This window comes from Paraburkholderia sp. BL23I1N1 (assembly GCF_003610295.1).
In the GTDB taxonomy this organism is placed as follows: domain Bacteria; phylum Pseudomonadota; class Gammaproteobacteria; order Burkholderiales; family Burkholderiaceae; genus Paraburkholderia.
In genome coordinates, this window is the sequence record NZ_RAPV01000001.1 from 5020747 (window position 1) to 5033191 (window position 12445).

The 12445-nt window shown below is 59.1% G+C and carries 12 protein-coding genes; 11 read left to right on the forward strand and 1 reads right to left on the reverse strand.

Annotated features, from left to right (window positions below; translation table 11 throughout):
* Positions 1-26 precede the first annotated feature (26 nt).
* The 9 genes from B0G76_RS23490 to B0G76_RS23530 all read left to right on the forward strand — a co-directional run bounded on the left by B0G76_RS23490 (position 27) and on the right by B0G76_RS23530 (position 9981).
* Positions 27-1349, forward strand: a complete 1323-nt coding sequence (locus B0G76_RS23490) for a TIGR00366 family protein (protein WP_120294658.1) — start codon at positions 27-29, stop codon at positions 1347-1349.
* A gap of 318 nt (positions 1350-1667) precedes the next feature.
* On the forward strand, positions 1668-2579 hold the full coding sequence (locus tag B0G76_RS23495; RefSeq protein WP_120294659.1) for a CHAD domain-containing protein: 912 nt from the start codon (positions 1668-1670) through the stop codon (positions 2577-2579).
* A gap of 510 nt (positions 2580-3089) precedes the next feature.
* On the forward strand, positions 3090-3785 hold the full coding sequence (gene phoU, locus B0G76_RS23500; RefSeq protein ID WP_120294660.1) for a phosphate signaling complex protein PhoU: 696 nt from the start codon (positions 3090-3092) through the stop codon (positions 3783-3785).
* 262 nt (positions 3786-4047) lie between these two features.
* Complete coding sequence (locus B0G76_RS23505; RefSeq protein WP_120294661.1) at positions 4048-4827, forward strand: acetoacetate decarboxylase; 780 nt, start codon at positions 4048-4050, stop codon at positions 4825-4827.
* Between the two features lie 18 nt (positions 4828-4845).
* Positions 4846-5628, forward strand: coding sequence for a 3-hydroxybutyrate dehydrogenase (locus tag B0G76_RS23510; RefSeq protein ID WP_120294662.1), 783 nt, complete (start codon positions 4846-4848; stop codon positions 5626-5628).
* A 10-nt stretch (positions 5629-5638) separates the two neighbouring features.
* Positions 5639-6916 (forward strand): patatin-like phospholipase family protein, encoded by a 1278-nt coding sequence (locus B0G76_RS23515; protein WP_120294663.1) that lies wholly within the window; start codon positions 5639-5641, stop codon positions 6914-6916.
* Between the two features lie 188 nt (positions 6917-7104).
* Positions 7105-7857 (forward strand): SDR family NAD(P)-dependent oxidoreductase, encoded by a 753-nt coding sequence (locus tag B0G76_RS23520; protein ID WP_120294664.1) that lies wholly within the window; start codon positions 7105-7107, stop codon positions 7855-7857.
* Positions 7858-7987: 130 nt separating this feature from the next.
* Complete coding sequence (rhmD, locus tag B0G76_RS23525; RefSeq protein WP_120296717.1) at positions 7988-9166, forward strand: L-rhamnonate dehydratase; 1179 nt, start codon at positions 7988-7990, stop codon at positions 9164-9166.
* Between the two features lie 32 nt (positions 9167-9198).
* Positions 9199-9981 (forward strand): SDR family NAD(P)-dependent oxidoreductase, encoded by a 783-nt coding sequence (locus tag B0G76_RS23530; RefSeq protein WP_120294665.1) that lies wholly within the window; start codon positions 9199-9201, stop codon positions 9979-9981.
* 15 nt (positions 9982-9996) lie between these two features.
* Here B0G76_RS23530 and B0G76_RS23535 read toward each other — a convergent pair whose 3' ends face one another.
* Entirely contained in the window at positions 9997-10995 is a 999-nt protein-coding gene (locus B0G76_RS23535) for a LysR family transcriptional regulator (RefSeq protein WP_120294666.1), read from the reverse strand.
* A gap of 139 nt (positions 10996-11134) precedes the next feature.
* Here B0G76_RS23535 and rhaM point away from each other — a divergent pair, with 139 nt between their 5' ends.
* Complete coding sequence (gene rhaM / locus B0G76_RS23540; RefSeq protein ID WP_120294667.1) at positions 11135-11458, forward strand: L-rhamnose mutarotase; 324 nt, start codon at positions 11135-11137, stop codon at positions 11456-11458.
* Positions 11459-11505: 47 nt separating this feature from the next.
* Positions 11506-12399 (forward strand): amidohydrolase, encoded by an 894-nt coding sequence (locus tag B0G76_RS23545; protein ID WP_120294668.1) that lies wholly within the window; start codon positions 11506-11508, stop codon positions 12397-12399.
* The last annotated feature ends 46 nt before the right edge of the window (positions 12400-12445 follow it).

A 12445-nucleotide genomic window follows, 5' to 3' on the forward strand; every position in this document is an offset into this window, starting at 1 on the left:
TCATACAGGCGACGAGGAGCAGACAATTGATTCAGCGTATTTCCGTTTTTTTCACTCAGGTGGTGCATCGTGTGTTGCCAGACCCCCTGATTTTTGCCATTTTGCTCACCGGTGTCACCTTCGCGCTCGCACTTGGTTTGACACCGAAAGCGCCTGCCGATCTCGTGATGCTATGGGGCTCCGGATTCTGGAACCTGCTCGCATTCTCGATGCAGATGGCGATGATTCTTGTAACGGGACACGCGCTGGCCAGCTCGGGACCCGTCAAGCGAGTGCTCGTCGCTCTGGCGAGTTCGGCCCGAACGCCAGGTCAAGGGGTGATGCTGGTGGCGTTTGTCGGCGCCGTTGCCTGCGCGATCAATTGGGGATTCGGTCTCGTCCTGGGGGCGATGCTTGCACGAGAGGTTGCGCGACGCGTCCAGGGAACCGACTATCGGCTGCTCGTGGCGAGCGCTTACATGGGTTTCCTGACGTGGCATGGCGGCCTCTCTGGCTCTGTGCCGCTCGTCGCCGCCACCAAGGGCAATCCGATGGAGAAGACCGTCGGTCTGATTCCGGTTTCGCACACGCTTTTTACGGGCTACAACGCGTTTATCACCATCGGCCTCATTATTCTTTTGCCAATCCTGGCAAGACTCATGATGCCGAAACCCGAAGACGTGGTCACGGTAGACCCGGCCCTATTGCAGGACCCGCCGAGTGTAGAGCGCACACTTTCTCCCGACGCGACATTCGCTGAGCGAATGGAAGAAAGCCGTGTACTGGCCATTCTCGTGGCAGCACTCTGCGCCGTCTTCCTGGTCATCCGGTTCATCAATAAAGGGTTCGTTCTTGATATCGACACCGTCAACCTGGTGTTTCTCGCCGCCGGCATTGTTCTTCACAAGACGCCCATGGCGTATGCGCGCGCCGTAGCTGCGGCGGCGAAGGGTGCGTCCGGCATCATGATTCAGTTTCCGTTCTATGCCGGAATCCAGGCGCTGATGGACCACTCGGGCCTGGCGGGCGTCATCACCAAGTGGTTTGTCGATATCGCCAACGTCCACACATTCCCGCTGCTCGCTTTCCTCAGCTCGGCACTGATCAACTTTGCCGTGCCATCCGGTGGTGGTCATTGGGTCGTGCAGGGTCCGTTTGTGATGCCGGCCGCGCAAGCGCTTGGCGCGGATCTTGGCAAGTCCGCGATGGCGATTGCTTACGGCGAGGCCTGGACAAATATGGCGCAACCGTTCTGGGCCCTTCCGGCGCTTGCCATTGCAGGGTTAGGCGTTCGTGACATCATGGGCTACTGCGTCACGGCGCTGCTGTTCTCGGGCGTTATTTTTGTGGCCGGAATGTACCTGTTCTAATTTCTGGGTGAACGAGGCGGACGATCTCGTGCCAATCGAGCTTGCCAGCGCCTGGCTGCGGGCAGCAGACGGCGTGCTGATCACGGCAGGTGTCAACATGTGAAGGGCAGGGACGTCTCGATGAATTTTTCTGAGCATCATAACCGTAAGCTTCGAAAGCGCCGGGGGCATTGGCTTTCGGGAATTTGTCGTTGTACGATTTGAGTGAGTAGGCCGATAGCGTCCGAATTCCTGGCGCGCTGTGGAATTCCCCCGCCGAGCAACGATTCGTCACTGACTGCCGCTGCACATCCTGTCGTATTGGAGCGCGTCCCGGAAATGAACTCGCATAGTCTCGTGTCGGCAACAACAGAAGCGTCCACCTCGACTGCCGACGACGACAGCGGGAGAGCGGCTTCGATCTGCCTGTCCATGTCGACGGCAGACGGGTTTGCATGTCTGGCGGCGTCAATTTCCGCGGATGCCGCCCGGCGTGCCCACGCATTGCATTTGAAAGCAGACCCTGACGTACTGCACAAGCTTCGCGTCGCGCTGCGCCGGTTGCGTTCGCTCTGGTGGGCGTACGAACCGCTGCTTGACAGGAAAGACTCGGCGCTGCAACGCGGCGAGTTCAAATCCCTCGCCAACGCGGCAGGCAAAACGCGCGACTGGGATATTCTGCGCGACCTGCTTGCAACTGACCCGTCGATCCAACACACGTTTGCCGCGCTTCTCGAGTCTGTGGACGAGCATCGTGCCGACGCTTTGTCGTTCAGTCGAAAAGCGATCGGGAATGCCGGTGTCGAGCAGATCCTTCAGCGCGCGTTGACAGGCGCTCGACAGCAACTCGATTCGCGGACCACCATGCCTGCGCTTGCCTCGTTTGCCAAGGACCGCGTGGCATCAGCCGAGAGCGCGTTGAAAAAGCGGGTGAAGCGAGCGGCATCGGATAAAGACTCAGGGTACGTTGAGCTTCATGAAGTGCGCATCGCAGGGAAGAAGCTGCGATATCTACTGGAGTTCTTTTTGCCGGTTCTCGATGGCAGTCATCAAACCACGATTGAGCGCTTGAGGTCGGTGCAGGACGAACTCGGCACGCTCAATGACCTCGTCACGAGCGAAACGTTGCTTCGGGAGTATTCGTTCCAGCTCGGTGAGTCAAAGATTGTCAGAGCGGCCGTTAAGTATCTGCAAGACCAGAAGACGCAACACATGCACAACGTGCATGAGACATTGCGCACGGCCTGGTAACCGTTCAGCCGCGAATCCGGCCCGCATGCAAATTGAATCGAACTATCGCTGAGGCAGAGCCGGTTGCCGTCGTTTGGTCTACAAAGATTATTTCGCGCATTTGACCAAAGATGCGCTTACTCCACAGTCCGGTGTCCGTCAGTGACCACCCGTTAAATGCACGCCCTCGGTGCGCACTGCACAAATCCAATCGTTTCAGCTACTTGCCCCGCTTTCCCGTGAGTTGTCCACAGCTTTGCGAACAGATTATGTGGACAACTTGCGGGTCATATCTGTTGGGTAGTTGCATCAACGCCTTTCTGAAAATGCGCTACAACTGTATATACTGTTTATATCGTTTATCAGGCGGGAGATGGACGTGAGCGAAATCAGCATCAGAACGGTGATGAAAAAGTCTATTCGCTTTCCCGGGCACGCAAATGGCCATGCGAAAGCCGCCGCTGTTCATACGAATCGAGGCACCGTGTCACCGAGCGTTGTGTCGCAAGCCAGTTTGGCAGAGGAGTGAAGATGTCGGATAAGCATCTTTCCAGCGGGTTTGATTTTGACCTCAACCTGCTTTTAACCCGGTTGCTCGAAATGGGCGGCTTGGTGGAGGCGCAGATTGCATGCGCGACTGAGGCATTGAACACGTTCGATTTGACACTTGTTGACCAGGTTCTCGAAGGTGAACAACGGCTCAACGCGATGGAGATAGAAATCGACGAAGAGGTTAGCAACATCATCGTGCGTCGGCAGCCCACTGCTCGTGACCTGCGGCTCCTGATGGCCGCCTCGAAGTGCATCACCAACCTCGAGCGTGCTGGCGACGAGGCCCGAAAGATTGCGAAGCGAACACGCCGCATTGCTATGGAGGCCAGCACGCGGACCGTCAATATTTCTGAAATCAAGGCCTCCGGCAAAATGGCCGCCGATATTCTTCGTCACGCGCTGGATGCTTTCGCGCGGATGGATACCGTTGCTGCTGCGCAGATTATCCGGGATGACGAAGCCATCGATAACGAGTTCCGGGCTTTCGTGCGCAGGCTCATCGCCTCAATGACAGCAGATCCAGGGACGATTCAGATGGGGTTTCACTATCTGTCTATAGCGAAGGCCATCGAGCGTATCGGCGACCACGCTACCAACATTGCCGAGCTTGTTGTCTACATTGTTAAGGGTACCGACGTTCGCCACGCGCCCCGGGAGCAGATCGAGCGTTGCTGATCACGACGCATAGCCGGCATGTGACTCCCAATCTTCAGCGTGGGTTCCCTTCAATGCCGAAATCCGTCCTGCAACAGTGTTTTGCGAAGTTGGACCATGTGGCATCGAGACCGGCATAAACGCGGCTCAAACCCAGGCGGGATGGACGCTCGACGCCCGACACGCCAGTCGCGGAATCATCGTCCGTCTTGTTCGTTTCGCTGAAGGCTACTGCGACTTGCCTCTAGGATGGTGCCTTCGCCATCCAACGGAAGAAATTGCAGTGACACTCGATGAAATCCGCAAGAATGCCTTCGCCATGCCGGTGCATAACCCGGCCTATCCGCGTCCCCCATTTCGATTCCTCAACCGCGAATACTTCATCATTTCGTACGAGACCGATATCGATGCGGTTCGCGCGATCGTGCCGGAGCCTCTGACGGTCGACAACGGTCTGGTCCACTACGAGTTCATCCGGATGCCGGATTCATCAGGCTTTGGCGACTACACAGAGAGTGGTCAGGTTATCTCGGTCCTGGACGAAGCCGGCCGGAAAGCCAGCTATACGCACGCGATGTATCTCGACGACGAAGGTCCAATCGCCGGTGGCCGGGAGATTTGGGGGTTCCCGAAAAAGCTCGCGTCACCCCGTTTATCCGTGGACGGAAAAGATACGTTGCTCGGCACACTCGACTACGGGACGCAACGGATCGCGACTGGCACGATGGGCTACAAGTACCGCCCGCTCGATATCGAATCCGAACGCAAGAAACTCGCGGACACCCCCAATTATCTGTTGAAGGTGATCCCCCATGTGGATGGCTCACCGCGAATTTGCGAACTCGTACGCTTCTACCTGCGCGACGTTTCCGTGCTCGGTGCGTGGGAGGGTCCCGCTGCGCTCGAGCTGCATGCACATGCGTTGGCGCCGGTCGCCGATCTGCCTGTCAAAAGGGTAGTGGCCGCCCGACACGTCATTGCAAATCTCACCCTCGATGTGGGCGAAGTCGCTTACGACTATCTCGCCCCGGCGGAAGCCCTGAAGCTTGCCGTGAACCAATAACTCAGCAAGGAGCAACTCATGTCGTTGCAAGGAAAAGTCGCGCTCGTGACGGGCGCAGCAAGCGGTATCGGTGAACAATGCGCACGCGAACTGGCTTCGGAGGGTGCGGCCGTCGTCATTGCGGACCTGAATCTGGCAAACGCGCAGCAGGTCGCGGACAGTATCGCCGCCGCGGGTGGTAGAGCGCTTGCCGTGTCGATGGATGTCACCAGCGAAGAAGCGGTCAACGCAGGTATCGAAGAAGCGGTGGCCCTACTTGGCGGTATCGACGTATTGGTGTCGAACGCGGGCATTCAGATTGTCAACCCGATTGAGGACTACGCCTATTCTGACTGGAAGAAGATGCTCGCCATTCACCTGGACGGCGCCTTTCTAACCACGAAGGCGGCCATCAAGCATATGTACGCGTCGGGAAAGGGCGGCGCCATCATCTACATGGGCTCGGTTCATTCACACGAGGCGTCGAAGCTGAAGTCGGCTTACGTTACCGCCAAACACGGTCTGCTCGGTCTTGCTCGCGTGGTCGCGAAGGAGGGCGGTTCGCGCGGCGTGAGAGCGAATGTCGTATGTCCGGGTTTTGTTCGGACTCCATTGGTTGACAAGCAGATTCCGGAACAGGCGAAAGCACTCGGTATGTCGGAAGCTCAGGTCGTGAAGGACGTGATGCTAAAGGAAACTGTCGACGGTGAATTCACCACCGTAGCCGACGTTGCCAGAACGGTGGCCTTCCTGGCAGGGTTTGAATCAGCCGCACTGACCGGACAGTCGATCGTGGTCAGCCACGGCTGGTTCATGCAATAAGGAGCCGACAATGCGCCACAGTCAACGCAATAAATTGAAGCAACCGAATCATCTTGAGCTACCTTCCTACGACGAAATCGGTTTGGTCCTGCAGGGCGGTGGCGCGTTGGGTTCCTATCAGGCCGGCGTCTATGAGGGACTTGCAGAATTGGGCGTTGAACCCACCTGGATTTCGGGGATCTCGATTGGCGCGCTGAATACCGCCATCATCGCGGGCAATGCGCCAGAGGATCGCGTTGAAGCATTGCGCGGGTTCTGGAACACCATCTGTCAACCAGCGGACTTGCTGGGGCACGTTGGCGCTTTGGTCCCGGTAGCGTTCGGGTTTCCGAACGTTGGGCGCAAGTGGTCGAGCATGTGGGCGGCCGCTCGTGCTTTGACTGAAGGTCAGAAGGGCTTTTTTGCACCGCGCTTTGCCCTACCCATGGCAGGCGTGGAGAAGAAACAGCCGAACGAGGTGAGCTTTTACGATACGACGGCGTTGCGTGCGACGCTCCTCAAGTACGCCAATTTCGATCGTATCAACGACGGGGACGTTCGCGTCTCTGTCGGCGCGGTTAATGTTCGCACGGGCAATCTGGTGTACTTCGACAACACGCAGATTCGTCTTGAGCCGGAGCACTTTATGGCGTCCGGCGCGTTGCCGCCAGGTTTTCCAGCGGTGGAAATCGACGGAGAATTTTACTGGGACGGAGGTCTGGTCTCCAATACGCCGCTGACGGAAATCGTCAGGGAATGCCAGCACAGGGATACGCTGGTTTTCCAGGTCGATCTGTGGAGCGCAGGGGGAACACTGCCAGGCGATTTCCTTGATGTCGCGGAGCGGGCCAAGGACATTCAATACTCAAGCCGGACCCGCGCCATCACGGCCTTCGTATCGCAGAGCCAGAAGCATGCTCGCCTGATTAAAGAACTGCTTGAACACATTCCGGAGAATGTGCGGCACACACACCCGCTTGTCCGGCAGGCGCAGAAAGTCGCAGACGGCGGCGCGGTCAATGTCGTGCACCTCATCTACAAGAACAAGTTTTTTGAAGGTCACTACAAGGACTACGAGTTCAGCAACGACACCATGGGCGAACATTGGGCGAGCGGCCTCGAGGACATCCGCCGCTCGTTTGGTCACCCCGACTGGTTCGAGGTTCCAAGCCATGACCTTGGCTTCGTTACGCATGACGTCCATCGCCATGAGGCTGCTCCAGTTCCAGTTTCCGATACACCTGAGTCCGCGCCGGAATCGTCGGCGTTAGTTGACGCGATAGCGAGCGCGCCGTCAGACTCTCTTTAGCGTCAACAGCGCGCAGGCGCACAAGCCACTATTCACCGATCCACTTTTGTTATCACCCCCTTCAATACACGGATTGTTAGCGCATCGCACCGCTCGTATATTGGCTGAACGAAAGCAGACGCAGCACGAACAGCAGAAATACAACAACTGAACGGCAAGCCGCCCGGGCTTGCCACAGGAGCGCAGCGATGAATCGAATCGATCTGGAGGGGCGTGTCGTCGTTATCACCGGCGGCGCGCGCGGCATTGGCTACGCGGTGGCCCAACGGGCGCTGAACTCGGGTGCGTCGGTTGCCCTATGGGACATCGACGCCGAGCGCCTCGCACGCAGCGAGCGCGAACTCAGCGAACTCGGCAAGGTAACGGCCGTCACGGTCGAACTCACCCAGGAAGCTTCCGTTGTTCAGGCGGTGGCACAAACGGTTGCCGCCCATGGCGCGATCGACGTGCTGATCAACTGCGCCGGCATTACCGGCGGCAACGGCACGACATGGGAGCTGGACCCCGAGGTCTGGCGCCGCGTGATCGACGTGAATCTGGTCGGCCCGTATCTCACCTGCCGCGCGGTCGTGCCGCAGATGCTCAAGCAGGGCTATGGCCGGATCGTGAATATCGCCTCGGTAGCCGGCAAAGAGGGCAACCCGAACGCCTCTCACTACAGCGCCTCCAAAGCCGGGCTCATCGGCTTGACCAAATCCCTCGGCAAAGAACTCGCGACGAAGAACATCCTCGTCAATGCGGTCACGCCCGCAGCCGCCAAAACGGAGATCTTCGATTCGATGTCGCAGCAGCATATCGACTACATGCTCTCGAAGATCCCAATGAACCGGTTCCTGTTGCCGGAAGAAGCGGCGTCGCTGATTCTCTGGCTGTCTTCCGAAGATTGCGCGTTCAGCACCGGCTCGGTTTTCGACCTGTCCGGCGGCCGCGCCACTTACTAAGTCGTCACAGCGTCGCCTAAGCCGTAGCCGCAGCCATTGCAGCAGCAGTGCAAAAGGCGCGACCGTCGTGCACGGCGAAGGAGACGACATGAATCCGCGCGTTCGACGCACCAACAACGGAGCCCCTTTCATGGCCATGCCTACTATCCGGCACGTGCGTGCCTTCATCGTCCGTGGTGGCGGCGCGGATTATCACGATCAAGCTGACGGACACTGGATCGACGATCATATTTCTACGCCCATGGCGCGTTATCCGGAGTATCGCCAGAGCCGTCAGTCGTTCGGGATCAATGTACTCGGCACGCTGGTGGTAGAAATCGAGGCGAGCGACGGCACAGTTGGCTTTGCCGTGACGACCGGCGGCGAGATCGGCGCATTCATCGTCGAGAAACATCTCGCGCGTTTTCTCGAAGGTCAACTCGTTACCGACATCGAGAAGATGTGGGATCAGATGTATTTTTCGACGCTGTACTACGGTCGCAAAGGCGTCGTGCTGAATACGATCTCGGGCGTCGATCTCGCGTTGTGGGATTTGCTCGCGAAGGTTCGCAAGGAGCCCGTGTACCAACTATTGGGTGGCCCGGTGCGCGACGAACTCGTGTTCTACGCAACGGGCGCGCGTCCGGACCTCGCGAAGGAGATGGGTTTCATCGGCGGGAAATTGCCGTTGCAGCATGGTCCCGCTGAAGGCGAAGCGGGTCTGAGGAAGAATCTGGACAAGCTCGCCGAGATGCGTAGCCGCGTAGGCGACGACTTCTGGCTCATGTACGACTGCTGGATGAGTCTCGACGTACCGTATGCAACGCGGCTCGCGCGCGCGGCGCATGAATACGGTTTGAAATGGCTCGAAGAGTGCCTGCCGCCGGACGACTACTGGGGTTACGCCGAACTGCGCCGCAACGTGCCGCGCGGCATGATGGTGTCGACCGGTGAACACGAAGCAACGCGCTGGGGTTTTCGCATGCTGCTGGAAATGCAGTGCTGCGATCTGATTCAGCCGGATGTGGGCTGGTGCGGCGGCATGACCGAACTCATCAAGATCTCCGCGCTCGCCGATGCCCACAATGTGATGGTGGTGCCGCATGGTTCGTCGGTCTATAGCTATCACTTCGTCGTCACGCGGCACAACTCGCCGTTCGCCGAGTTTCTGATGATGGCGCCGAAAGCGGATCAGGTGGTGCCGATGTTTACGCCGCTGCTGCTCGATGAACCGGTGCCGGTGAACGGACGGATGAAAGTGCCTGACACGCCGGGCTTCGGCGTGCGGCTCAATCCGGACTGCGCGCTGGCGCGGCCTTATCCGCGTTGAAGGCGCATTGATCCACCCAACAGGAGAATGACGTGTTGCTCAAGGACAAGGTCGTGATCGTCACCGGCGGCTCGCGTGGCATTGGCCGCGCGATAGCGGTTGCGTGCGCAACCGAAGGCGCGGATGTGGCGATCAACTACTGGGGCGATAACGACGCATCTTATGGGCGCCGTTCGGCCGTGGCGGAGGTGGTCGACGAAATCAAAGCACTGGGGCGGCGCGTGATCGCAATCGAAGGCAACGTAGCCGCGCATGAAACCGGTCAGGAACTCGTTCGCCGGACCGTCGAAGCCTTCGGCAAAGTCGACGTGCTCGCGAGCAATGCCGGCATCTGCCCGTTTCACGCATTTCTCGACATGCCGCCGGAAGTATTGGAGTCGACGGTGGCCGTCAATCTGAACGGTGCGTTCTACGTCACGCAAGCCGCCGCGCAGCAGATGAAAGCGCAGGGCACGGGCGGCGCGATCGTGGCCACGAGCTCGATCAGCGCGCTGGTAGGCGGCGGCATGCAAACGCACTACACGCCGACCAAAGCGGGCGTGCATTCGCTGATGCAATCATGCGCGGTGGCGTTGGGGCCGTACGGGATTCGCTGCAATTCGGTGATGCCCGGCACGATCGCGACCGACCTGAACGCGGAAGATCTCGCGGACGAAGCGAAACGGGCCTACTTCGAAAAGCGCATTCCGCTCGGCAGACTGGGTCGCCCGGAAGATGTTGCGGATTGCGTGGTATTCCTGGCTTCCGACCGCGCGCGTTATGTAACAGGCGCCTCGCTGCTGGTGGACGGCGGACTTTTCGTCAACTTGCAGTAACGCGCGATGCCGATGTCAATTGACCGGTGTGGATGCGATCGCAGGCTTGGTGGCCGCAGAAGTGGAATCGTCGCGAGCGAGTTTGCGCGAGAAACCACGCAGCAAGTCGATAAAGCGCAGGGCCGGCTCGGCGAGGGCTTCTTCCTTGCGCGTGAGAATGCCGAACCCGGCGAGGCTCTTGCCGATTTCGAGCGGCAGCACGACCAGCAGCTTGCCGCGCACATGATCGCGCACCACCGACTCGGGCAGCATGGCCACGGCGTCGTAGTTCTCGAGCAATTGCAGCGTGGCGAAGATCGACGCGCACTCGGTCAGATTGACTGGCGTCGCAAGGCCCGCACGCGCAAGTTCTTCCTCGAACAGCACGCGCGCCGGACTGGTCACGGGTTGCGCCACCCACGGCCAGTCGATCAGTTCCGGCAACGTGATGCGCGAGCACTGTGCCAGTGGATGCACCGAACGCACCACCAGCAGCAAGGTTTCGCGTGCGAGCGGCTCGAAACTGAAATCGTTGTGTTGCAACGGACTGGTCAGACGCCCAAGCGCCAGATCGATTTCGCGGCGATGCAGCAATTGCACGACCTGGTCGCTGGTTTCGCCAAGAATACGCACGTTCAGCAAGGGGCTTTCGGTTTTCAGGGCGGCAACCGCCATGGCCAGCAGATCGGGCGCGGCGCCCATGATGGCGCCGACGGTCAGTTGTCCATGCCCGCCGCGGCGTTTGACGTCGAGGTCTTCGGCAAAGCGGGTCAACTCGGCGAGCGCCCGCCGCGCATAGGCCAGTGTGACCACGCCGAGCGGCGTGGGCGTCATGCCGCGAGCGTTGCGTTCGAACAGCAGGAAACCGAACGCTTCCTCGATGTCGCCGAGCATGCGGCTCGCGCTGGGTTGCGCGACATTGATCGCCTCGGCGGCTTGATGGAGATTGCGCGCGTCGTCGAGTGCGACGAGCAGCGCGAGGTGCTTGAACTTGAGCCGGTTGACGAGTGCGATGGCAGCTGAATGTTGGCTCATGATGGCGGTGCGATTCGGTTTGTGGATCGCCCAATCCCAACAACGGATTGAGATGCTATCGACGCAGGAATTATAGTCGTATCGGACGCTTCCACGCTTCTCGGGGAAAGCGCCCGGATACGACGGGAGACAGGCCGCAATGGAAACAATCGCTTTCCGGATGGTGCTCAACCCCGGCATGCGTGAGGAATACGAACGACGTCATGCGCAAATCTGGCCCGAACTGGTTGATGCATTGCACAACGCCGGCATGCGCGAGTACCGGATTTTCTTCGACGCGGATTCGCATCATCTTTTCGCCGTTCTCACGCGCACCACGAATCACACCGTGAACGCGTTGCCGCAACTCGAGGTCATGCGCAAATGGTGGGATTACATGGCCGACATCATGCAGACGGCCCCTGACCATACGCCGCTTGAGCGGCCACTCGAGCCGGTCTTTCATCTGAATTCGCTTAGCTAACGTTACTGACTGTGCCCGGGCCTGGGTCTTTGGGCGGAGGACGTCGCATGCAGGTTGTCGATTCGCATATCCATCTGTGGGATCTGAAGACGTATCGCTATCCGTGGCTGGAAAACCCGGGCGTGTCGTTCGTGGGTGACGCGCGCGAGTTGAAGCATGACTATCTGCTCGACGATTTGCTCGGCGAGGCGGGCGATATCGAGGTGCTGAAACTGGTGCACGTGGAAGCGAATCACGATCCCGCCGATCCGGTTGAGGAAACCCGCTGGCTGCAATCCATTGCGGATCGCCCGGCGTCGCGCGGTATGCCGAATGCAATTGTCGCCGCTGTCGATCTGTCCGCCGCGAACGCACCTTCAATACTTGAAGCGCACGCGTCGTTCGCCAATACGCGTGGCATCAGGCAGATCCTGAACGTGCACGAGAACAAGCTGTTCGATTATGTGGGCCGTCATTTCATGCGCGAGCCGCAGTGGCGCGAGCATTTTGCCCTGCTGCGCCGTTACGACCTGTCGTTCGATCTGCAACTGTATCCGTCGCAGATGGAGGCGGCGGCCGAGTTGGCGCGCACGCACGGCGATACGATTTTTATCGTCAACCATGCGGGCATGTTCGTGGACCGCAACAGCGTCGCCGGTTATCGCGCGTGGCGCGACGGCATGCGACTGCTCGCGGGTTGCAGGAACGTCGCGGTGAAGATCAGCGGGCTCGCGATGTTCGATCATCAATGGACCGTTGAAAGCCTGCGTCCTTACGTGCTCGAAACAATCGATACGTTCGGCGTCGAGCGAGCGATGTTTGCGTCGAATTTTCCGGTCGATCGCCTGTTTGGCTCTTACCAGGATTTGTGGCACGCGTATGCGTCGATCGTGGAGGGCGCGAGCGTTGCCGAGAAAGAAGCGCTGTTTTGCCATAACGCGGAGCGCTTTTATCGTATCTGACGGTTGGCATCGGAAGCACTCTCGAAAGCAAAAAAGAAGGAGACAC